Here is a 23027-nt window from a genome sequence, read left to right on the forward strand (position 1 = left end):
TCTCCGTGTTCGTCGGGGGCTCGAGGATGACACCCACCAGTGCGGAGGCGCGCAGATGCCAAGTCGACAGCGGCGGATCGGAACCTGGGCGGTGATGCTGGCCGCAGCCGGCACGGTGGCACTGCCCGCGGCGGCGAGCGCAGCACCCACCACGAGCGAGCTGCCCGGGGCGGAGTACGCGTTCGCGCCCCCGTCGTACGCGGCCCGGGCCTGGGGGCACAACACCTTCGGGCAGCTGGGCAACGGCACCACCGGCGCGGCCAGCTTCAGCCCCGTGCCGGTCACCGACCTCACCGGCCTGGACGACGTCCGCGCCATCGCGGGCGGGTCCGGCTCCGGGTTCGCGCTCAACGGCGACGGCACCGTCTGGGCCTGGGGCCTCAACAACGTCGGCCAGCTCGGCAACGGCACCGTCATCAACAGCAACGTGCCCGTCCAGGTCGCTGGCCTGGACGACATCCGCGCCATCGCCGCCGGGAGCAACGGCAACGGCTACGCGCTGCGCAGCGACGGCACCGTCTGGGCCTGGGGCGACAACTCCGCCGGCCAGCTCGGCATCAACCAGGCCATCGCCAGCAGCACTGTCCCCGTCCAGGTGCTGGGCCTGACCGGCATCCGTGCCATCGCCTCGGACGGCGGCGCGGCCTACGCGCTGCGCCGCGACGGCAGCGTGTGGGCCTGGGGCCTCAACACCTTCGGCCAGCTCGGCGTCGGCACCACCACACCCAGCCCACTGCCGATCCAGCTCCTCGGCCTCAGCGGCATCCGGGCCATCGCCGCCCGCGACAACAGCGCCTACGCGCTGCGCAGCGACGGCACCGTCTGGGCCTGGGGCGAGAACGGCGTCGGCCAGCTCGGCAACGGCACCAACGCCACCAGCCTGGTGCCCACGCCCGTCCTCAACCTGGCCAAGATCCGCCGCATCGCCGCCGGCGTCGACAGCGCCTACGCCCTGGACGAGACAGGCACCGTCTGGGCCTGGGGCGGCAACACCCTCGGCCAGCTCGGCAACGGCTCCAACGCCCCCAGCTCGCTGCCCATCCCCGTCACCGGGCAGACCGGCCTCGTTGGCGCCGTCGCCATCGCCGCCGGCGCCAACAGCGCCTACGCCCTGCGCTGGGACGGCACCGCCTTCGCCTGGGGCAACAACGGCCTCGGCCAGCTCGGCAACGGCAACGCCGCCGTGCCCAGCAGCACCACCCCGCTGCCGATCCCGGGCCTGCAGGACGTCCGGGCCATCGCGGGCGGCCTCTTCGACGGCTACGCCATCGTCGGCGCCGGGTTCTAGCCCACCGTCAACCACAGCCGCACAGCTCGCCCGCGCGTACAGCCGGCGGGGCCGAGGTGGCCCGGGACGTCACCTCGGCCCCGGTTCCGGCCGTCGACACGCGGCATAGCGAACATTTAAACAAGCTGGATGACTGAACAGGTCACGCGACTACTGTCCGTGTCCGCCGGGTGCTCATAGTGACGCCCGCCGGGTACGGAGGAGCGGAGATGCCCAGTCAACAGCGGCGAATCGGAACATGGGCGGTGGTGCTGGCCGCGGCCGGCGCGGTGGCACTGCCCACCGCCGCCAGCGCAGCACCCAAGCCGGACGGCCCCTCCGCCGAGGCGGAGTACGCGTTCGCGCCACCGACCTACACGGCCCGCGCCTGGGGCCTCAACGACGCCGGCCAGCTCGGCAACGGCACCACCAGCCCCACTCCCAGCTTCAGCCCCGTGCCGGTCACCGACCTCACCGGCCTCGACGACGTCCGCGCCATCGCGGGCGGCTACGGCTCCGGGTACGCGCTCAACAGCGACGGCACCGTCTGGGCCTGGGGCCTCAACACCCTCGGCCAGCTCGGCAACGGCACCGTCATCAACAGCAACGTGCCCGTCCAGGTCGCCGGCCTGGACGACATCCGCGCCATCGCCGCCGGAACCGACGGCAACGGCTACGCGCTGCGCCGTGACGGCACCGTCTGGGCCTGGGGCGTCAACACCCTCGGTCAGCTCGGCAACGGCCAGCCGATCGCCAGCAGCACGATCCCCGTCCAGGTCGTCGGCCTGACCGGCATCCGCGCCATCGCCGCCGACGGCAGCACCGCCTACGCGCTGCGCCGCGACGGGAGCGTGTGGGCCTGGGGTTCCAACGGCGCCGGCCAGCTCGGCACCGGCCAGCCCATCGCCAGCAGCCCGCTGCCGATCCAGATCGTCGCCCTCAGCGACATCCGCGCGATCACCGCCCGCAACGCCAGCGCCTACGCGCTGCGCCGCGACGGCACAGTCTGGGCCTGGGGTGACAACCCATCGGGCGAGCTCGGCAACGGCACCCTCACCCCCAGCCTGACACCCGGGCCCGTCCTCAACCTGACCAAGATCCGCCGCATCGCCGCCGGCGCCGGCGTCGCCTACGCCCTGGACGAGACAGGAACCGTCTGGGCCTGGGGCGCCAACGCCGTCGGCCAGCTCGGCAACGGCACCCTCACCCCCAGCCTGCTCCCCGTCCCCGTCACCGGGGAGACCGGTCTCGTCGGCGCCGTCGCCATCGCCGCCGGCGCCAGCACCGTCTACGCCCTGCGCTGGGACGGCACCGCCTTCGCCTGGGGCGTCAACAACGTCGGCCAGCTCGGCAACGGCAACCCCTCGGTGCCCCAGAGCTCCGTACCGCTCCCGATCCCCGGCCTGGGCGACGTCCGGGCCATCACCGGTGGCCTCTTCGACGGCTACGCCATCGTCAGCAGCGGGTTCTAGGACACGAACAGGCACGACCGGAACACAACCGCACAGTCGCACCACATCAGCCGGCGCGGCCGAGGTGACCCGGGACGTCACCTCGGCCGCGGCCGTGTTCCCCCACCTGTCAACGCGGCCGACGGCCGGCGCGGCCCACCGAGTAGAGCACGCCGCGGGGTGCAGCGCGACTCGGCGTCGGGCATCCCGCAGGGTCGTGACCGCCGTGGATGTCAGTCGTGAACGGTGCTGATCACGGTGTCCAGGCCGACGCGGCGGATGGCGGTGCCAGCCCCACCGATATAGAGCACGCCCGTCGTGTCGACGGCGACCCGCGCCGGGCTGGCCAGCCGGGCCGCGGTGGCGGGGCCACCGTTCCCGTCCGAGCCGTACTCGCCGGTGCCCGCCACCGTGGTGATCACACCGCGGGTGTCGACGCGGCGCACCCGCTGCGCGGACGACTCGGGGAAGAACAGGTTCCCCACCGGGTCCAGCGCCAGCGACGACGGGCCGCTGGTCAGCGTGAGCCCGGCGGCCGTCGCCGGCCCGCCGTCACCGGTGAACCCCGCGGGCCCACCGCCGGCCAGCGTGCGCACCGGTTCGTCCGGATCGAGCACCTGAACCCGGCCGGTCGAGTAGTCGACGACGTACAGCCGCCCGTCGCGGGCCTCGACATCGCCGATGCTCTGCCCCACGACCCGCACCGGCGGCTGACCCGGCGACGGTGTGACGTACCCGCCCGCCTGCTCGGTGCGCCCGACCAGATGCAGCACACCGGCCTGGTCGAGCCGGAAGAGCCGGCCAGCCCCGGCTAGATACAGCGTGCCGTCGGTGTCGACGGCGATCGGGCCGGACGCGAGCGACAGCGAGACCTCGGTGGCCCGCGTGCCGTCGGCGGCCACCCGCTCACCCCCACCGGCCACGGTGGTGATCACACCGTCCGGACCGATCCGGCGGATTCGCCCGTTGCCGCTGTCGGCGAGGAACACCGAGCCGTCGGCAGCGACAGCCACGTCACTCACGCCCCGCAGCCGGGCCGCGGTCGCCGGCCCGCCGTCCCCGATGGAACCGGCCACACCCGTGCCCGCGACGGCGGACAGTGTTCCGTCGAGGTCCAGCCGCAGCACCCGCAGACCGGCCCGGTCCACGACGTAGAACCCCCCGCCCTTCGCCGCGGGCCCGGTTGCCCAGGCCCGGACCTCGTCCAGCCGCAGGGGAAGGGCTGGTGCGGACGGAGCCGGGCCCGGGTCGGTGCCGGTGGCGACGGGCGGCGACTCGGAGCCCGTGCCGCGGGTGACGACCAGCCCGACCACGCCCGCCATCGCAAGCACGACGGCCGCAACCATCGCGGTCACCGCCATCACCCGGCCACGGCCGCGGCGGGTGGCGCGGCCACCCCGCGGGGCGTAGCGCGTCCCCTCGAACAGGTTGCGCGGCTCAGGTCGCTCCGGCCGGGCAGGCCCGGGCTGTGCCGGGTGTGCCGGGTGTGCCGGGTGTGCCGGGTGTGCCGACCCTGGCCGCGGCGCCGCGGGCGCGGGCCCGGGCGGTTCCGCGGTCGGGGATGGTCCGGGCGGCGGGGACGCGGAGACGCCGGCCCCGGCGGGCTCGACCGGGGCACGCGGCGGGGCGAACCGCGCGACGGGGCCGAGCCGGGCTTGCGCCGTGGACCGTGCCGATTCGGTGAGGGCGAGCACCAGGCCCGATCGGGCCTGCCAGTCCGGCCCGAAGACCTCGGTCGCGGCGGCGCTGATCGCCCGGGCGAACGCGGCCGCGTCCGGCGGACGCCGCGCCGGATCCTTCGCCAACGCCGGCAGGATGACGTCACAGACCGCCGGTGGCACCCCGGGGGGCACCGGCGGATCCACCTCACACTGATGACGCAGCAGCTCGGGCACCGACAGCCCCGCGTCGAACACCGGCCGGCCCGACACCAGCTCGTAGAGCACGACGCCGAGCGCGTAGAGGTCCGCCGCCGGCCCGACGCGCCCGCCGGTGATCTGCTCCGGTGCCATGTACCGCGGGGTGCCGGCTGCCTGGCTGACGGTTCCCGGCGCGCCGTCGAGGATCCGTCCGATCCCGAAGTCGGTGATCCTGGGCTGCCCGGCCGCGGTGAACAGGATGTTGTCCGGCTTGATGTCGCGGTGCAGGACGCCGTGGGCGTGGGCGTGGGCCAGCCCGTCGGCGACCGCCGCGCCCACGGCCAGCGTCGCCTCGGCGGACAACCGGTGCCGGTGCTGGGCCAGGGTGCCGCCCCCCAGCATCTCCATGATCAGCAGGCACAGGTCGTCGAGCACGACATAGTCGTGGATCCGCACGATGTGTGGATGGTCCAGGCGGCTCAGGATCCGGGCCTCGTCGCGGAACTCGGCCGCCGACGCCGCCGGCACCACCTTGATCGCGACCGCGCGGTCGAGGTCGAGGTGGTGCCCGGCGAGGACCAGGCCGAACGATCCGGCACCGAGCTGCTCACCGATGGTGTAGCGGGGCAGCGCCCGGGCGATGCGGGCCCGGTCGACGGCAGGCATGACCGGTCCGCCCTACCGGACCCGCAGGGCGCGGGCCCGGCCGTCGACGGCGTCGGTGACGTAGAGGATCCCGGTCCCGTCCAGGTCCAGCCCGCCCGGGTAGACCAGCTCGGCCTCGACCGCCGGGCCGCCGTTGCCGGAGTACTGGGCCACGCCCGTGCCGGCGATCGTGGTGATGATCCCGTCGGGGGTGATGCGCCGCACCCGGCTGTTGGCCGGGTCGGACAGGTAGATCGTGCCGGTCGAGTCCACCGCGACGTCGGCGCCGACCGTGCTGATCTTCGCGCGGGTCGCCGGACCGCCGTCACCGGAGAAGCCGGCGTCACCGGTGCCGGCGACGGTGCTGATCCGCCCCGCGGGGTCGATGCGGCGCAGCCGGAAGTTGTCCTGGTCGACCAGGTAGATGCTGCCGTCGGGGCCGCGGGCGAGCGAGCACGGATAGCTGAGCGTCGCCGCGGTCGCCGGACCGCCGTCACCGTCGCCGTCACCGCCGTCGCCGGGGCCGACCAGGGTGTCGCCGTCCGCGCCGGTGCCCGCGACGGTGGTGATGATCCCGTCCAGGCCGATGCGGCGGATCCGCTGGTTCGTACCGTCGGCGACCAGCAGGCTGCCGTCGTCGTCCAGCAGCAGGCTGTTCGGGTTGTTCAGCTTGGCGTTCACCGCCGGCAGCCCGTCCCCGGCGAAGATCAGTCCGTCCTCGCTCACCTCACCGGCGAAGCCGCTGTCACTCTGGCCGGCGATGGTGGTGATGATCCCGTTCGTCCCCACCCGGCGGATGCGGTGGTTGCCGTTGTCCGCGATGAACAGGGTGCCGTCCGGGGCCACCACGACACCGGACGGCTCCTGGAGCGACGCGCTCGTCGCCGGGCCGCCGTCGCCGTCGAAGCCGGCCGTGCCGTTGCCGGCGACGGTGGTGATCCGGCCGGTGCGGTCGATCCGGCGGATCCTGTTGTTCTCGGTGTCCGCGACGTAGATGACACCGCGCGCGGTGTCGATGGTCAGGTCCCGGGCGGAGTCGAACTCGGCCTGGGTGGCCGGGCCGCCGTCGCCGGAGAACCCGTCCGATCCGGCCCCGAACACCGCCGCGATCGCACCGGCGGCCAGCGTCGGCTGCCAGGCCGGTGGCGGGGTGGCCGGCGGCGGTGTCGCCGGTTCCGGCCGGCCCCACACGGCCCAGCCGACACCGCCGCCGGCGGCCAGGCCCAGCACCAGGACGAGCACCGTCACCGCCGCCGGCACCCCGGCGCGGGCGTGGGGCCGGGTTCTGGTGGTGGTCCGGGACCCGCCGCCCGTCGACGCCGCCCCCACGTCCGCACCCGCACCGCCGCCGCGGGCACGGTTGACGCCGTTGGCCCTCGCGCGCCCGGCGGCCCGCCGGGCGCTGGCCGGCCGCCGCGTCGTCAGCTCGCGGACGTCCGCCGCGAGGTGGATCGGCAGCCCGGCCCGGTCCAGCCAGTGCCGCCCGAACACCGCGGTCGCGGCCTGGGCGAGATCGGAGGCGAACGCGTGCGCGCTGGGATAGCGCAGCTCCGGCCGCTTGGCCAGGCAGCGCATGAGCACCGCGCCCAGTTCGCCCGGCACACCCGGGGGCGGCGGCGGGGTCACGTCGGTGTGATGGCGCAGCAGCACCGGCAGCGCCAGCGCGGGTGGTGCCAGCCGGGTGCCGGTGAACAGCTCGTAGAGCACGACACCGAGCGCGTACAGGTCGGTGGCCGGCCCGAGCCGGTCGCCGGTGATCTGCTCCGGTGCCATGTAGCGCGGCGTGCCCACCACCCGGCTGGCGGTGGAGGCCGAGCCTTCCAGCACCTTCGAGATGCCGAAGTCGGTGATCTTCGGCTGGCCGTCGTCGGTGAACAGGATGTTCGCCGGCTTGATGTCGCGGTGCACCACCCCGTGCTCGTGGGCATGGGCCAGCGCGTCGGCGACGGCCAGCGCCACCGCGCAGGCCGCCTCGGGCGCCAGCGCGCGGTGCGCGAGGGTGCCCCCGGAGAGCATCTCCATCACCAGCAGGCACAGGTCCCCGCGCATGACGTAGTCGTAGGTCCGCACGATGTGGGGATGATCCAGCCGGCTCAGCAGCCGCGCCTCGGTCCGGAACTCCGCGGCCGCGCCGGCGTCCGGGCTGGTCAGCACCTTGATCGCGACGCGGCGATCGAGCTCGGAGTGGTAGCCGGCGAGGACGAGGCCGAACGCGCCCGATCCCAGCTCCGCGCCGATCGCGTAACCCGGCAGCGCCGCGGCCACCCGGCCACGGTCGACGACTGGCACCCCAGCCTCCCGTCCTCGTCCTTCAATGCCTGTGCTCGGTGTGTGGCGCGGCGCTGGCCAGCGCCGCACGCTGGTCCGCGTTCGGTTCCGGTCAGCCCGCGCCGGTCAGGTCCACGCGCAGCACCAGGTTGCGGCGCCGATCGGAGACCAACAGGTCCCCGGACGGATCCAGCGCGACCTGCCCGTCCGGGCTCAGCGCGGCCGGGTCCACACCCTCGACCCGGCCCGGGCGGGCCGTGCCCGCGACCGTCGTGATCACCCCGGCGGCGTCGACCCGGCGGACCCGCCGGTTGGTGCGGTCGGTGATGTAGATGGTGCCGGCCGCGTCGACCGTGACCCCGCGCGGGGACCGCAACGTCGCCTTCGTCGCCGGCCCGCCGTCGCCGGACAGGCCCGGGCGCCCGTTGCCGGCCACCGTCTCGATCCTTCCGTCCAGGCCGATGCGGCGGATCCGGTTGTTGCTGGTGTCGGCGATGTAGAGCCGGCCGAACCGGTCCAGGGCCACGGCGAGCGGGAAGGCCAGCAGCGCCCTGGACGCCGGACCACCGTCGCCGAACGAGCCCTCCCCGTCCCGGCCGGCCAGGGTGGTGATGATCCCGTCGGAGCCGACCCGGCGGATCCGGTTGTTGGCGGTGTCGGCGATGAAGACCGTTCCGTTGCCGTCAACGGCGACACCGCCGGGGTACCACAGCGCCGCCGCGGTCGCCGGACCACCGTCGCCCGAGAAGGAGTGCTCCCCGTTGCCGGCCACGGTCGTGATGATCCCGGCCGCGTCCACCCGGCGGATCCGCTGGTTGAAGGTGTCGGCGATGAGCAGGCCGCCGTCACGGTCCAGCGTCACCGCGGACGGCTGGTACAGCTGCGCGTCGACGGCCGGCCCGCCGTCACCGGCGAAGCCCTTCACGCCGGTCCCGGCGACGGTCACGATCACGCCGTCCGGTGAGATGCGCCGGACCCGGTTGTTCCCGGAGTCGGCGACGTACACGTTGCCCGCCCGGTCGGCGACCAGGCCGAACGGCGCATTGACCGACGCCGCCGCGGCGGGCCCGCCGTCACCGCCGTAGCCGGCTGTGCCCGTACCCGCCACCGTCGTCGCCGCGAACGGCGGCGGCGAGGGCAGCGGCGGATCCGGCGCGGCGGGCGCGGCCGTTCCCGGACCGCTGGGCGGCCTGGTCGCGGTCGCCTCGACCACGGTCTGCCCCCCACGCTCGGACAGCGGGATCGTCAGCGCGGCCGCGACACCGGCGACGGTCACCGCGGCCGCGGTGAGGATCGCGACCCGCCGGGTCCAGGACTGCCCCCGCAGGTCGCCGTCGATGTCGGCACCGGAACCGGCGGCGCCCGAATCACCGCGGCCGGCCATCGCCGCCGTGTCGGCCGCCGCGTCAGGTCCTGATCGGCGAGGCCCACGCGCGGGGGATTCCCCCGGCGGCGGCCCCGCCGGATCACCGCCCGGTGCGACCATCGCCACCGCGGGCGGCGCGGCACCGAGCGGGTGCGGCCCGGTCCCCAGCCGGGTGGTGCGCTGAGCCGGATCCGGCTCAGCCGGGACCTGGCTCGCCGGATCCAAGCCCGCCGGAGCCGGGCTCGCCCGGTCGAGGCCATCGGCGGGCCGCGAGCCGCGCAGGCCCGTGCTGACCAGCAGCCGGACGTCCGCGTGGTCCATCCAGTCCGGGCCGTACGCCGCCTGGGCGGCCAGGCCCAGGTCCACCGCGAACTGCCCGGCACCCCGGTGGCGCTGCCCCGGGTCCTTGGCCAGCGCCCGCGCCAGCACCGCCGCCACCGGTGGCGCCACCCCCGCCGCCGGTGGCGCCGGCACCTCGCAGTGGTGCAGGAACAGCTCCGGCACGGTCAGCCCGGCCCCGAAGGGCGGGGCACCGGTCAGCAGCTCGTAGAGGGTGGCGGCGAGCGCGTAGACGTCGGTGGCCGGCACCAGCCGCCCGCCGGTGATCTGCTCGGGGGCCATGTACTGGGCCGTACCGACGATCCGTCCGGTGGCCAGCGGAGTTCCGTCGACGAGGCCGACCACCCCCACGTCGGTGAGCACCGGCCGGCCGTCGGCGGTGAAGAGGATGTTCGCCGGCTTCACGTCGCGGTGCAGGACCCCGGCGGCGTGCGCGTGCATCAGCCCGTCCGCGATCGCCACCGCGACCGCGCAGGCCGCCGGCGGGGTCAGGCTCTGGCGGGCCAGGGTGCCGCCGGGCAGCAGCTCGCTGACCAGCAGGCGCAGCCCGTCGGCCAGCACGATGTCCAGCAGCCGGCACAGGTGCGGATGGGCGAGCCGGGTCAGGATCCGCGCGTCGGAGGCCGGATCGGCCTCGGCCGGCGGCGCCGGCGGCTGCCCGGCGGTCAGGTGCGCCGTGCCCAGATGTGCGGTGGCCAGATGTGCGGTGGTCGGGTCGGGTCCCGCGGCGGGGCCGGTGCCCGCGGGCAGTTCCAGGTCAAGGATCCGGACCGCCACATCCCGGATGTCCTCTTCCCCCGCCGGCGTCGGGAGCCCCGCGGGAACGTCCCCCGACGTGGCGGACCCCGGTTGTGTGGCGGACGTCCGCCGCGCGGCGAGCACCAGGCCGAAGGCACCCGCGCCCAGCTCCCGACCGAGGTCGTAGCCCGGCAGCGCCGCGGCCACCCGGGCCCGATCCATGATCGGCACTGACCGACCTCCCGGTTGCCGTCTCGCGGCACGATCCGACCGAGCTGGTCGTGATCGCCCCTCGCTGCCCGATATCTACCCTCCGGTGTGGTGCCGGATGCTAGCGCAGCGGGTCGCACAACGGTCCGCTGGCGGGCATGATCGGACGGGTGCGGGTGGACATCGAACGCAGTGGCGGTGTCGCCGGGCTGATCCGGCGCGCCGACGTCGACACCTCCGACCTCGACGCGGGTGTGGCCCGCCAGGCCGAGGCGGCCCTCACCGCCCTCGCCGGCGACCGGCAGGCGCCACGTCAGGCGCCGGGGTCGCAGCGCCCCGACGCCTTCCAGTACACGTTCCGGTTCCGCGACGGCGCCGGGCGCGACCAGACGGTCGTCGTGGGCGAGTCCCGGCTGCCGGCGGCGTTGCGTCCCCTGACCGAGCAGATCACCGCCCGCCGCCCCCGCGCCTGATGCAACCGCAGCGATTCCGTCAGGACGAGTGATCCCGAAAAGGCGGGCCCGAGGAGCTCCGTGCCGACGGCATGCGAACCCCACCCGCACAGCCACCCACCCGAGGATCCCGCGCCACCCCGCGCCACCGCAATTCGCCTGGAGATAGGCAAATGGGGCAGGGGCACGCCCGGCGACCCGCAAGAAAGAAGGATTTCGGTCGTCGGAACGACCAAAATCCTTCAGTATTGCGACTCACCAAACCGGACTCTGCGCTCTGCGCCCTTTTATCGCCCTTGATGCGAATTGCTTACGGCGCCCGCCGAGCAGGCAGCCGCCGTTCGGCGGGCGGCTGTGCCGGGAACACCACAGGTGACGCCAGCGGCCCCCTGAGTGGCCGGCGACCACCGACGGACGGGGGCCTGCAGGACATGTGCCGACTTCTGGGGCTCACCAGCGCCCCCGACCGGGCCCGCGCGACCTTCTGGCTGCTCGACGCACCCGACAGCCTGGACGTGCAGAGCCACCGCAACCCCGACGGCACCGGCCTGGGGGTCTTCGCCGCCGACGGGACGCCCGACGTCTTCCGTCAGCCGCTCGCCGCCTGGGAGGATCACGACTTCGCCGCGCAGGCGCGGCACCGGACATCCACGACGTTCGTGGCGCACGTCCGGCATGCCTCGACCGGCCGGCGGACCACGGCGAACACCCATCCGTTCTGCCAGCAGGGACGCCTGTTCGCCCACAACGGGGTCATCGAGGGGCTGGACCGGCTGGAAGCCCGGCTCGGGTCGGCGGCGATGCGCACCGTCGCCGGGGACACCGACTCCGAGCGGTTCTTCGCCCTGATCACCACCGAGATCACGAACGCCGACGGTGACATCGGGCGCGGCATCACCGCGGCGGCCCGCTGGGTGGCCGAGAACCTCCCCGTCTACAGCATCAACCTGGTGCTCACCACACCGCGGGAGCTGTGGGCGCTGCGCTATCCCGACACCAACACCCTGTTCCTGCTGCGCCGCGGAGCCGGTGGGCATCACGGTGGTCGGCCCCTCGACCACGTCGACGCCGCCGGCACCACCCGGGTCCGCTCCAGCGACCTGGCGACCGTCGCCTCCGCGGTGGTGGCCAGCGAGCCGATGGACGAACATCCCGACTGGCGGGCGCTGCGCCCCGGTGAGCTGCTCCGGGTGCTGCCCGGCCGGATCACGACGACCCGGATCGCGCTGCCCGACCCGCCGGCGCACCCGCTCACCCTCGCCGACCTGCGCCCCGAGGCGGCCGCCTCCCAGACGGCCGGCCGGCGCGCCGAGCCGGCGGACAGCGCCTCCCAGGCGGGGACCCGGTAGGCGACCGCGTCCAGCAGGCCCGCCAGGCCGGCTGGCCTGCTGGCCTGGCGGGCGGGCTGTGTCGCAGGGCGGGGCGCGGCCGGGGCGGCGGTGCCGCGGGCCGGCCAGGGTCGATCAGGGTCGATCAGGCGGCGACCGCGGGGAGGTCGGCCAGCAGCGGAGCCAGCACCTTCCCGGCGTGCGCGATCGCGTCGTCGTCGACGTCGAGATGGGTGACGATGCGGACCTTCGCCGGGCCCGCGGCGCCGACGAGCACCCCGTCGGCCGCCGCCCGGGCCGCGAACGCACCGGCGTCCGGGACGTCGAGGAGCACCATGTTCGTCTCGGTGCGCTCCGGGTCGACCCGCCCGGGGGCCGCGGCCGCCAGCGTCCGAGCCAGCTCGCCGGCGCGGCGGTGGTCGTCGGCGAGGCGCGCCACGTGGTGGCTCAGCGCGTAGAGGCCCGCGGCGGCGAGCACCCCGGCCTGGCGCATGCCCCCGCCGAGGCGCTTGCGCCACTCCCGGGCCCGTTCGACGTGGTCGGTGTCGCCGACGACGAGCGATCCCACCGGCGCCCCCAGGCCCTTGGACAGGCACACCGACAGCGTCGAGAACATCTCCCCGAGGCGGCGCGGCGGGATGTCCTGGGCGACCGCGGCGTTCCACAGCCGGGCGCCGTCGCAGTGCAGCGCCACCCCGGCGGCGGACGTGATGGCGCGCAGCGCGTCCAGGCGTTCCAGCGGCCACACCAGCCCACCGTCGCGGGCCCGGGTGTTCTCCACCGCCAGCACGCTGGTGCGCACCATGTTGTAGGTGCCCCCGCCCGGGAAGGCCCGCAGCTGCGCCTCGACGGCGGCCAGCTCCAGGGTGTCGGCGAGCCCGGTGAGGGTGCGGGTCTGCACGCCGCCGAGGGCGGCGAGCCCACCCAGCTCGTAGGTCACGATGTGGGCCTCGGTGTCCGCGATGATCTCCGTGCCGACCGGGGCGCCGGCGCGCAGCGCGCAGAAGTTGCCCATCGTGCCGCTCGGGACGAACAGAGCCGCCTGGTGCCCGAGCAGCCCGGCGGCGTGCTCCTCCAGCGCTCGCACGGTCGGGTCCTCGCGGTAGACGTCGTCACCGACCTCGGCCTCGGCCATCGCCAGGCGCATGCCGGGAGTGGGACGGGTCACGGTGTCACTGCGCAGATCGACGCTCACGGCCTCCGACGGTAGCCCCCGCCGCGCCGGCCCGCGACGGCACCCGCCCCCGGCCCGACTGATCGGGCCGGGCCGGGCCGGGGCAGGCTCGGCGCAGGGTCAGGGCGGAGGCGGGGCCGGTCAGGCCGGGGTGACTCCGGAATGGCGGTCCTCGACCACATAGCTGGCGCGGGTCGAGATCGGAGCGCCCGCGGTGGCCACGTAGGGCACCACCCGGAAGTCGCTGCGCCACCGCTGCTCGGTGACGTTCACCCGGACGTAGCCACGCTGGGTGTTCACGAACCTGATGTGCGGGTTCGCGTCCAGCAGGGTCTGCGCCGAGGCGGGCAGGTCGGCGCCGTTGCCGCCGGTGGTGATGGAGGTGCCGACGAACTCGCTGCCCACGGTCGGCGAGTCGACGTCGGCGTAGTCCAGGCGCAGGTCCGCCGCATAGTTCTGATGCCGGTCGCCGGTGATGACGACAAGGTTGCGGACCTTGCGCCGGCGCGCCTCGGCGAGCAGGTTGTCACGTTCGGCGACGTAGCCGTCCCAAGGGTCGTGGTAGACGTTGACGACCTCGCTGGGGTCGAGGTCCGTCTGCACCATGGGAACCTGGTTGCCGATGATCTGCCAGCGGGCCTTCGAACGGCCGAAGCCGTCGTAGAGCCACCTACGCTGCCGGTCGCCGAGCAGGCTGCGGTCGGCGGCGAACCGGTCGGCGCAGGTGGAGCCGCTGCCGTCACCGCAGGGCTGGTCGTCGCGGTACTGCCGGGTGTCGAGCATCGCGATGTCCGCGAGGCGGCCGAAGCTCAGCCTGCGGAACAGCTGGACGTCCGCGCCGTGGGGCAGCTGGGCGCTGCGCAGCGGCATGTTCTCGTACATGGCCTGGAACGCCGCCGCCCGGCGCTGCCGGAAGACCGCCGGGTCCTGGTCGGGCTCGGTGTCGGCCTGCGAGATCTCGTCGGCCCAGTTGTTCTCGACTTCGTGGTCGTCGATTGTCTGGATCCACGGGAAGTTTGCGTGCGCCTTCATCAGTGACGCGTCCGACTTGTACAGCGCGTACTGAGCGCGGTAGCGCGGCAGATCGAACGTCTCGGTGTCGAACGGCGCGCCGAGGGTGAGGCCACGGACGTTGCTTGTGAAACCGGTTTCGTAGATGTAGTCCCCGAGGTGGACGACGAAGTCGAGGTCCTCGGCCGCCATGTGCTCGTACGCGGTGTAGAAACCGACCTGCCACTGCTGGCAGGAGGCGAAGGCGAAGTTCAGCTCCCGCGGGTTGGCACCCGGCGCCGGCGCGGTCTTCGTCCGGCCGACCGGCGAGATCTCGTCACCCGCCCGGAAACGGAAGTAGTAGGTGCGGCCCGGCTCGAGCCCCCGGATCTCCGGGTGCGCCGAATGCCCCAGCTGCGGGGTCGCGACCACGCTTCCGCGCTTCACGATGGAATGGAACTTCTCGTCGCGGGCCACCTCGTACTCCACCCGCACCGGCACTGCGGGCATGCCGCCCGCACCGTCGGCGGCGAGTGGTTCTGGAGCAAGCCGCGTCCACAGCACGACACCATCCGGTGTGGGCTCGCCCGAGCCCACACCGAGACCGAACGGGTTCCTACCCGGCAGTGGGTAGGGGTAGGACGAGGACGCCGAGGCGACCCCGGTACCCAGCAGCACCGCGGCTGCACCCGCACCCCCCAACGCGACAAAACCGCGCCGAGAAGCGGAGAAAGAAGATACCACGCCAATCCTCCCTGTCCGGACGATGTCCGGCAGCGATGTCTGGTTCTGGTGGTTTCACCGGGCGATCATGCTGGCGAACACAGGTGACGCCGACGCCTCACCCCGACGGCTGGCCGATGAACGTCAGGAAACCGCGGGAATCCGCATCCGGCTTGACCGGCGACCGCCACCCTGCCGGCAGATTATCTTTCGGGAAACTCCCGGAAATTCGCTCCGGCCGGTGCCAGCGCCGCGGCGTCCGTGACTTTCCTGGTGATCGGCAGCCGGTAGCCGGCCGAATTCGGTGTGATTCTTTCGGCCCGGCGCTCTCGTCACCCGGGGACCGTGCCCGCCCACCCGACGACCGACCGACGGCTCACCGGTGACGAACCGGCCAACCCTGCCGGTGCCGCCTCTCCCGTGGCCCCCAGCCTCGCGCGATCCTCCTGGGAGAACGAACGATCCCGTGACGTGGCCCTCACCACGAGGCGCACCGGGGCTGGTCGTCCGGGTAAGCGGCACCACCCGACCCGGACCACTGGTGGGGACCGGTCGCCCGGCGGTGCTCATACCACCTGGCGCCCGCACCGCACCGCGCCGCCGGCCACGCCCGCGCGCGCCGGCGGCGGCGGGTGTGCCGCGGCGCGCCCCGGGACGGATTTTTCCTTCGCACCATCCAGAAATTTCCTGCCGGAAAAGGTAAGCCTCACCGCGGCGACCGTCCTGTTAACCTCGCCGCTACCGTGTGACCCACGCGCGAAATCGGGGCGACATAAGGTCTCCGACGATTTCGGCCTCCTGGTTGCCGCGAACACCAGCCCCCGTCGGGTATTTCACAGCCGCCGAAAGTGCCGGTGACCGTTATGGAAGTCAGGTTCTGCGACACCACTCTGCGTGACGGGGAGCAGACCCCGGGAGTCGCCTTCACCGCCGAGGAGAAGGTCGCGATCGCCGTCGCGCTCGACGCCGCCGGCGTACACCAGATCGAGGCGGGGATCCCCGCCATGGGCCCGGGTGAGATCGAGGTGCTGCGCCGCGTCGTGGGCGCCGTCGAGCGTGCCGGGGTGGTCGCCTGGTGCCGGGCCGACCAGCGCGACCTCGACGCGGCCGTCGCCAGCGGCGTCAGTGCCGTCCATGTGACCATCCCCGCCTCCGACCTGCATCTTCGGGTCAAGCTGGGCAAGACCCGAGCGTGGGCCAGGGAGCGGATCACCGCCTGCGTGCGTGACGCCACCGACCGGGGGCTGCTGGTCAGCGTCGGCTTCGAGGACGCCTCCCGCGCCGACGACGCCTTCGTCACCGATCTGGCCGGGGAGCTGCGCGGCCTGGGCGTGACCCGGTTCCGCTGGGCCGACACCGTCGGCGTCGCCAACCCGATCGCCCTGCACACCCGGCTGCGGGCCCTGGTCGAGGCGGTCCCGGGGCCCTGGGAGATCCACGCCCATGACGACTTCGGGCTGGCCACCGCGAACACCATCGCCGCCGTGCAGGCCGGCTTCACCTGGGTGAGCACCACCGTCACGGGCCTCGGTGAGCGCGCCGGCAACGCGCCGATCGAGGAGGTCGCGATGGCGCTGCGGCACCTGCTCGAGCTCCCCGTCGAGTTGGACACCGCGGCGTTCCGCCCGCTGGCCCGCCTGGTCGCCGGCGCCGCGCGCCGCCCGCTGCCCGCGGGGAAGGCCGTCGTCGGGGACGAGGTGTTCGACCACGAGTCCGGCATCCACGTGCACGGTGTGCTGCGCGCGCCGGCGACCTACGAACCGTTCGATCCTGCGGAGGTCGGGGCGTCACGCCGGCTGGTGCTGGGCAAGCACAGCGGACGGGCGGCCGTGCGCCACCTGATGGACCGCCACGGCATCGACGCACCCGACGAGGACCTCGAGCCCATCGTCGGACTCGTCCGGGCACACGCCACCACCCACAAGCAGCCGCTCAGCGGCGACGACCTGCGCGCGCTGGTCCGCCGGGTGGCGACCGGACGCACCGCTCCCCCGACGGCCCCGCGCGGCTGACGGCCCCGCGCGGCCGGGCGGCCGGCCGCCCCGCGCCGCGGCCGATGGAGCGGCGCGGGTTCGGTTCAGGGGCCGGGACGGAAGGTGGCGGTCACCTGCCGGACCAGCTGCTCGTGCTGTGGCCACTGGTCCTCGGGGACCCGCCAGCGCAGCGCGTAGCCGTGGCCGTTGCGCACGACGGCGACGTCCACGGTGCGCACCGTCCGGCCACCCGACGTCGAGGTGAACTCCCAGATCGCGGCGGAGGTGCCGTCGGCACCGTCCGCCGGGCGGATCGACACCCGCTGGTAGCCGGGGCTGGTCCGCGCCACCGAGGCCTCCAGCTCCTGCCAGGCACCGATCGCGGACGGGCCGGCGGTGGGCCGAACCTCCACCAGCAGCTCCGGGAAGCCCTCGGCGGCGGTGAACGTCTCCTTCGTCGGCGCGCGGCCGCCGGAGCGCCAGCCCGCCGGCACCGCGACCGACCAGCCGGCCACGCCGCTGCGCGACGTCAGGCCGGCCGGTGCCTGCGCCGGGTCGGTCGAGCTCGGGATCACGGTTCCGACCTGGTCCAGCGCGACGGCACCACCCGGCCCGGCCGGAGCCGTTGGCGTCACCGTCGCCCCGGTCGTCGCCGACGCGGACGCCGACGACCGGCCCGGCGTCGTCGTGCCGGAGCCCGCGTCGGTGGCGGAGTCGGTGCCGGCGCGTCCGCCCGGGGTGGCGGCGGTGCCGGGCGTGGCGGCGGTGGGCCCGGCCGTTCCATCCGGCCCGCTCGTGAGCACCACGCCGAGGCCGGCCAGGCCGCCGGCCAGAAGCACCACGAGGACGACCACCAGCACCACGGACCGACGGGTCCGTCGACCCGCCGCCGGCCGTGCACCGGCCACCGCGGGCCCACCAGACCCGCCAGGGCCGCCAGGGCCGCCAAGACCGCCAGGGCCGCCAGGCGACCGGCCCGCGCCGGCTTCGGAGGGCCCGCTCGGCGTCGCGGGCCCGCGGCGTTCCACCGGCCCGCCTGGCGCCGAGGGCCCACGGTCCCCGGCAGGCTCGGCGGCCCGATGGGCGGCCGAGGGCCCGCTGGGCGCGGCCACCTCGCGATGCTCGGCCGGGACGTCCCGCTCACGATCCTGCGCGGGCTGGCGGGCCGACGCCGGGTCCGGCCCCGGATCGACGTCGGCGTGCGCCGACGCGTCGAACTCCCTGGTCGGATAGGGCTCGCTGGCCGCGATCTGGCGCAGCATCGCCCGGGCCTGCGCCAGCGACGGCCGCCGGTCCGGGTCCGGGTCGAGCAGCTGCGCCAGGACCGGGCCCAGCGGACCCGCATGCGGGCAGGGACGGCGCCGGTCCTCGACGATGGCCGCGAGGGTCGCCAGCGCGCCCTCGCCGGCGTACGGCGGCTCGCCCTCGACGGCGGAGAACAGGGTGGCGCCCAGGCCCCACACGTCGCCGGGCGCGGCCACCCGCGCGCCGCGGGCCCGCTCGGGCGGAATGTAGGCCGGCGAACCCACCACGATGCCGGTGCTGGTCAGCGCCGGGTCGCCCTCGCTCACCGCGATGCCGAAGTCGGTGAGCCGCGGCTGCCCGTCCGGGGTGACCAGGACGTTGCCCGGCTTGACGTCGCGATGCACGACCCCGGAGCGGTGCGCCGCCTCCAGCGCGTAGGCCAGGCTCACGCCCATCCGCGCGACCGTCGCCGGGGTGAGCCGGCCCGACTCGCGGATGATCTCAGCCAGGGACCGGCCCTCGACCAGCTCCATGACGATCCAGGGCGAGCCGTCGGCCTCGATGACGTCGTAGACGGCGACCAGGCCCGGATGGCGCAGCCGCGCCGCGACCCGCGCCTCGCGCAGCACCCGCTCCCGGCTGACGGCCCGCTCGCGGGTGGCGTCACCGTCGCCCTCCACCGCCGGCGGCGGCAGCCGGACCTGCTTGATCGCGACCGGGCGGCGCAGCAGCGTGTCCTCACCCGCGCGGACGATTCCCGCCCCGCCGCTGCCCAGGATCGCCCCGAGCCGGTACCTGCCGGCGAGCAGGCGACGCCGGTCCGCCGAGGGGTCGTTCGACGTCTTGGGTTCCGCCTTCTCCGGCACCTCGGAATTCTCCCCTACAACCCGCCTCAGGGCCCCGAAACCGGGGCGACACGCCCACGACTCATACCACCCCGCTCCGGTCTCGACACGCGGGTGCGTCGCGCCGCGCGCCAACCCGGACCCACGGCGGGCCCGCAAGGCCCGACAGCACCGCCGGCCCGCCGGTCCGCACGGACGGCACAAGGGGCGAATGTCGACGGCTTCCCGGCTTCCCGACGACCCATCACGGGTCAGATGGCATCCGCGAATGCGGAACATTTTCCTGCCACAGCCAGAAACTGCGGCAGGCAACCTACCATCGCAGAGTGGATGCGGATCTGTCCCCCTGCGCGGCACCAACCGGCTTCCCGCGCTCGCGACGAAACGGTGGTCGGTGAATGGCGCACACCTGCGCGGAGGTCTCGGACGAGACGCGGACCTGGCTGGAGCGGGTCGAGAAGATCAGCGCCACGCTCGCCGAGAACCGCGCGCAGGCCGAGGCTGATCGCACCACCTCGCCAGCTGTCATCGACGCGCTGCGCACGCAGGACTTCCACCGGATGTGGGTGTCACGCGCGCTGGGCGGCGGCGGGGTGAGCCTGCGTACCGGCTCCGCCGTGCTGCAGGCGATCGCGCGCGTGGACCCGTCCGCGGCCTGGCAGATGGGCGTCCAGGGCGCGATCGGGCGACTGTCGGACTATCTGCCCGACAAGGTCTCCTGCCGGCTGTTCTGCGGCAGCCGCGGGCTGGTCGTCGGCGGGGTCAACCCCACCGGTGCGGCGGTGCGGGTACCGGGTGGCTACCGGGTCAGCGGCCGCTGGGCGTTCGCCAGCGGTGCCACCCACGCCAGCTGGCTCGTCTGCACCGCCACCCTCGCCGACGGGCAGGGCGTCGGTCCGGCGCCGATACGGATGCTGTGCGTGCCGAGCAGCGCGGTCACCTTCGTCGACGACTGGCATTCCCTGGGCCTGCGCGGAACGGGAAGCGCGAGTTTCATCGTGGACAATGTCGTCGTCCCCGAAAGCCACGCGGTGGACGGTTCGCTGCTGCGTCGCCCGCCGAGCCCGCGCCGCTCCCGTGGCTACGCGATCGCCTACTACGACTTCGCGCCGTTCACCACGGCGGCGACCACAATCGGCATCGCCCAGCAGGCCCTGGCCGTGTTCCGCGAGCTGGCCGCCCGCACGGTCCCGGCGCGCTCGACGGAGGCGCTGGCCGAGCGGGCGACCGTGCACGCGACCTTCGCCCGCGCCACCGCCCTGGTCCGGGCGGCCGAGCTCGTCCTCGCGGACGCCGCCGACCAGGTCACCACCTGCGGTGAGCACGGCGGGGAGGAGCTGTCCGCCGTCGTTCGCCTCGCGGCCGCCGCCGTCGCGGAGAACTGTGTGCAGGCCGTGACCATGGTGCACACCGCCGCGGGCGCGGCCGCGCTGCGCTCCGGCGACGCCCTCGACCGCTGCTTCCGCGACGTGCACACCGCGACCCGCCACATCACGCTCGCCACGACGAACTTCGAGATGGTCGGCGCGCACCTGTTCGGCGGCCCGCTCCTGATGCGCCGCTGACGTCCGCTCCTCCCGACATGGGAAAGCGGCGACGGAGCGGCACCGGCATTTCCCACAGGAGGGGCAGAAAGGGCAGCCGATTCCTTTGTTGATTCGCAAGACCTGAGGATTTCGGTTGCGAGAACGACCGAAATCCTCCAGGTCTTGGTCGGCACCGGCGCACGCGCAGGTGCCGGTGCCGACACCGGCGGCCCGTGCTCGGGATGCCGTGGACGGTCGTCAACGATCTGGAGGCTCAAGATCAAATCGGTGCGCGCACGACCGTCAACACTGTTGACTATCTTGACGGTGGGACGCACGCGGTACTGGTTGACACAGCAGGCCTGGCGGCCGCTCGCGGTCTCCCGCCAGCGGCCGCCGCGGGTCCGCAGGTGTTCTCGGGTGTTCTCGGGTGTCTCAGTCGACCAGCCGTCGGGCCGCGGCCGCCGACTCCTCGGCCGAGGTGGACGTGTCCACGTCCGTCGCCTGCGGCCAGGGGTCGGTGCGGGTGGCCATGTCGAAGTAGACCAGCTCCGTCGCATCCGACGGGTCGACGACAGCACCGACGGGACCGCGGCCGCCGGCCGACACCCCCGGTGCCTCGCTGCCCGGGCCGCCGGCGCGGCCCGCGGCGGAGCTCGCCGCTCGCGCCGCGATGCGCGCCACGGCGACCTTCGGCGGGGTCACGCAGCGGATCGACATGAGGTCCGCGTCGCACTCCCCCGCCACCTCCGCCGCCCGCTCGCGGGGGCGCCGCGACGACCAGGACGCGTCGAGCACGACGGTCTGGCCGTGCTCGAGGGCGTGATGGGCTCGGGTCAACAGCTCGGCGTAGCTGTGCTCGGTCGCGTCGGCGGTGTAGATGCCCTCGCCGGGAGGCGCCACCGCGGACACCTCCGGCGCGAGGCCCACCAGCTCCTTGCGGACGATGTCCGAACGCAGCAGCAGCCAGTCGTCGCCGGCGGCGACGAGCTTGCGGGACAACGTCGACTTGCCGGTTCCGGGCAGGCCGCCGACGAGCACCAGCCGAACCCGGCCGCGCCGTAGGTGCGCCAGCGCGAGCGCGGCGAGTGCCCGCGCCTGCTCGTCCGCACCCGGAACGCCCTGATGGGCGCGTACGCAGGCGGCTCCCGCGCGGACGACGGCCCGCTGGGCGATGAACAGATGTTCCAGCGACGCGGGGCCGGCATCACCGGACACCTCCCGGTAGGCGTCGAGGAACGCCCGGGCGGCCGCGGGGGCGCCGAGCAGCTCCAGGTCCACCGCCAGCGAGGCGACCCCGCCCAGGACGTCCCCGACGCGGCGCGCGGGGTCGGGGCTGACGCTGCCGAGTATCCGCGGTCCGTCCGGCAGGCAGTAGATGTCGTCGGCACGCAGGTCGCCGTGCCCGGCACGGATCCGCCCGGTGCGGGCGCGCCGCGCGAGCAGCGCGCCGCGACCGGTCAGGTAGCGCAGCGCGAGCGTGCCGATCTCGTCGACCACGGCGGCGTCCAGCAGGCGCCCGCGGAACGGCGCGAGCCCTTCGAGTGCCTCGAGCCACAGCGCCTGCAACGCGAACCGGCCGCCGGCGCGGGTGATCTCCGGCGAGGTCGCGCACTGGTCGTGGAAGGCCGCGGTCCGCCGGGCGAGCGCCTGGAGCTCCGCGAGGAGCCCGGCCTGCGCCTCGGGTGCCGCCGTGGCCGTCACCGACGCCGCGACCAGCGTCGAAAGCCGCCGGGCGGCCGGCATCCGCTGCATGACGACCATGTGATCACACAGCCGGCCGGATCCGTCGCGGATGTCGGCGACGCCGAGGTAGGTGTCGGCGGCCAGTTCGCGGTTGAGTCGTACCTCGTCCTCGCAGGCGTTCAGCCGCGCCTGCCGGGAACGGAGGTGGATGAATCCGAGGTCGACCGGCTTGCGCAGTTTGTAGGCCCGATCCTCGGTGAGAAAGACGACGGCGGTCGCGGTTTCCACGGTTTCACGGCTGTCAAGACGTAGCTCGCGCACGGCCGGCTCGGGTGCTGTTCCGACCTCGGTGGGTGCCCAGGATTCGGAACGGATGTCGGTGGCCTGCCCCGAAGGAGCGTCGTCATGCAGAAACATCTTCGTCTCCAGACCGTCTGCCGGGACGGTGCATGCTCGGTCTCACACCTGCCGTGTCACACCGACCGCACCGGAGCCCGGTTCCTTTGGGACCGTGGCCGGGGGGCGGAACTCACCGGACGAGCCCGGTGGCGATCGACTCCGGCGATCGTGGAGAGCTTCCTCCCTGATCCGTTTCCCCGCCTGGACTTCAGCATCCTCCCTTCGTCCCACCGCGTCAGGTGACTTCTCGGTCCTGATTCCCCGCGACGTCCAGCCCGCCGTTCCCAGGACGTTCGCACCGGGGGCCCGGCTCCTTCGCGGTGCTGTCGGACATCCCACATTCGAGCCGTTCCACCGCCCACCAGCTGAGCCGGACCGCGCCGCGCGCGCCCACCAACAGCGCGCACACCAGCAGGCATTCCCCGGCGGCTTCTATTCTCCGGCCTGTTTCATCAGGTAGACCGCCGCCTGCGTGCGGCTGGCCAGGCCCAGCTTCTCCAGAATGCTCGACACGTAGTTCTTCACGGTCTTCTCCGACAGCCC

General features: G+C 74.2%; 14 protein-coding genes. 6 read left to right on the top strand and 8 right to left on the bottom strand.

The genetic code is table 11. From position 1 onward, the window contains the following. Positions 1–55 precede the first annotated feature (55 nt). Positions 56–1288 (top strand): RCC1 domain-containing protein, encoded by a 1233-nt coding sequence (locus tag AWX74_RS14765; protein WP_091276679.1) that lies wholly within the window; start codon positions 56–58, stop codon positions 1286–1288. Positions 1289–1497: 209 nt separating this feature from the next. After that, positions 1498–2739: an RCC1 domain-containing protein gene (locus tag AWX74_RS14770; protein WP_091276682.1), complete on the top strand. Its 1242-nt coding sequence runs from the start codon at positions 1498–1500 to the stop codon at positions 2737–2739. Between the two features lie 212 nt (positions 2740–2951). On the opposite strand, the gene AWX74_RS14775 is transcribed toward AWX74_RS14770, so the two are convergent. The 3 genes from AWX74_RS14775 to AWX74_RS14785 form a co-directional block, all read right to left on the bottom strand. Beyond that, positions 2952–5243: a serine/threonine-protein kinase gene (locus AWX74_RS14775; protein ID WP_091276686.1), complete on the bottom strand. Its 2292-nt coding sequence runs from the start codon at positions 5241–5243 to the stop codon at positions 2952–2954. A gap of 12 nt (positions 5244–5255) precedes the next feature. After that, entirely contained in the window at positions 5256–7511 is a 2256-nt protein-coding gene (locus AWX74_RS14780; RefSeq protein WP_091276689.1) for a serine/threonine-protein kinase, read from the bottom strand. Positions 7512–7602: 91 nt separating this feature from the next. Beyond that, entirely contained in the window at positions 7603–10155 is a 2553-nt protein-coding gene (locus tag AWX74_RS14785; RefSeq protein ID WP_226931782.1) for an NHL domain-containing protein, read from the bottom strand. A gap of 146 nt (positions 10156–10301) precedes the next feature. On the opposite strand from AWX74_RS14785, the gene AWX74_RS14790 reads away from it, so the two are divergent. Together AWX74_RS14790 and AWX74_RS14795 are read left to right on the top strand one after the other, a co-directional pair. Continuing rightward, positions 10302–10616, top strand: a complete 315-nt coding sequence (locus AWX74_RS14790; RefSeq protein WP_226930881.1) for a protealysin inhibitor emfourin — start codon at positions 10302–10304, stop codon at positions 10614–10616. A 410-nt stretch (positions 10617–11026) separates the two neighbouring features. After that, positions 11027–11944, top strand: coding sequence for a class II glutamine amidotransferase (locus AWX74_RS14795; RefSeq protein WP_091276698.1), 918 nt, complete (start codon positions 11027–11029; stop codon positions 11942–11944). 124 nt (positions 11945–12068) lie between these two features. On the opposite strand, the gene AWX74_RS14800 is transcribed toward AWX74_RS14795, so the two are convergent. Next, on the bottom strand, positions 12069–13118 hold the full coding sequence (locus tag AWX74_RS14800) for a threonine aldolase family protein (protein ID WP_091276701.1): 1050 nt from the start codon (positions 13116–13118) through the stop codon (positions 12069–12071). 120 nt (positions 13119–13238) lie between these two features. Beyond that, positions 13239–14831: an alkaline phosphatase D family protein gene (locus AWX74_RS14805; RefSeq protein ID WP_091276704.1), complete on the bottom strand. Its 1593-nt coding sequence runs from the start codon at positions 14829–14831 to the stop codon at positions 13239–13241. Positions 14832–15673: 842 nt separating this feature from the next. Here AWX74_RS14805 and nifV point away from each other — a divergent pair. Then, positions 15674–16822 (top strand): homocitrate synthase, encoded by a 1149-nt coding sequence (gene nifV, locus AWX74_RS14810; protein WP_091276708.1) that lies wholly within the window; start codon positions 15674–15676, stop codon positions 16820–16822. Positions 16823–16887: 65 nt separating this feature from the next. Here the strand turns inward: nifV and AWX74_RS14815 are convergent, their stop codons facing one another. Then, positions 16888–18894: a serine/threonine-protein kinase gene (locus AWX74_RS14815; RefSeq protein WP_091276720.1), complete on the bottom strand. Its 2007-nt coding sequence runs from the start codon at positions 18892–18894 to the stop codon at positions 16888–16890. A 377-nt stretch (positions 18895–19271) separates the two neighbouring features. On the opposite strand from AWX74_RS14815, the gene AWX74_RS14820 reads away from it, so the two are divergent. Then, positions 19272–20438, top strand: a complete 1167-nt coding sequence (locus tag AWX74_RS14820) for an acyl-CoA dehydrogenase family protein (protein ID WP_091276721.1) — start codon at positions 19272–19274, stop codon at positions 20436–20438. A gap of 396 nt (positions 20439–20834) precedes the next feature. Here AWX74_RS14820 and AWX74_RS14825 read toward each other — a convergent pair whose 3' ends face one another. Next, positions 20835–22502, bottom strand: coding sequence for a P-loop nucleotide/nucleoside kinase family protein (locus AWX74_RS14825; RefSeq protein ID WP_091276725.1), 1668 nt, complete (start codon positions 22500–22502; stop codon positions 20835–20837). 414 nt (positions 22503–22916) lie between these two features. Continuing rightward, positions 22917–23027: response regulator transcription factor (locus AWX74_RS14830; protein ID WP_131799462.1), on the bottom strand; the 111-nt coding region annotated here is incomplete at its 5' end.

Source organism: Parafrankia irregularis (assembly GCF_001536285.1).
In the GTDB taxonomy this organism is placed as follows: domain Bacteria; phylum Actinomycetota; class Actinomycetes; order Frankiales; family Frankiaceae; genus Parafrankia; species Parafrankia irregularis.

Coding starts and splice junctions, on each gene's coding strand:
- AWX74_RS14765 (WP_091276679.1), top strand. CDS start 56: ATGCCAAGTCGACAGCGGCGGATCGGAACCTGGGCGGTGATGCTGGCC.
- AWX74_RS14770 (WP_091276682.1), top strand. CDS start 1,498: ATGCCCAGTCAACAGCGGCGAATCGGAACATGGGCGGTGGTGCTGGCC.
- AWX74_RS14775 (WP_091276686.1), bottom strand. CDS start 5,243: ATGCCTGCCGTCGACCGGGCCCGCATCGCCCGGGCGCTGCCCCGCTAC.
- AWX74_RS14785 (WP_226931782.1), bottom strand. CDS start 10,155: ATGGATCGGGCCCGGGTGGCCGCGGCGCTGCCGGGCTACGACCTCGGT.
- AWX74_RS14790 (WP_226930881.1), top strand. CDS start 10,302: ATGATCGGACGGGTGCGGGTGGACATCGAACGCAGTGGCGGTGTCGCC.
- AWX74_RS14795 (WP_091276698.1), top strand. CDS start 11,027: ATGTGCCGACTTCTGGGGCTCACCAGCGCCCCCGACCGGGCCCGCGCG.
- nifV (WP_091276708.1), top strand. CDS start 15,674: ATGGAAGTCAGGTTCTGCGACACCACTCTGCGTGACGGGGAGCAGACC.
- AWX74_RS14820 (WP_091276721.1), top strand. CDS start 19,272: ATGGCGCACACCTGCGCGGAGGTCTCGGACGAGACGCGGACCTGGCTG.
- AWX74_RS14825 (WP_091276725.1), bottom strand. CDS start 22,502: ATGTTTCTGCATGACGACGCTCCTTCGGGGCAGGCCACCGACATCCGT.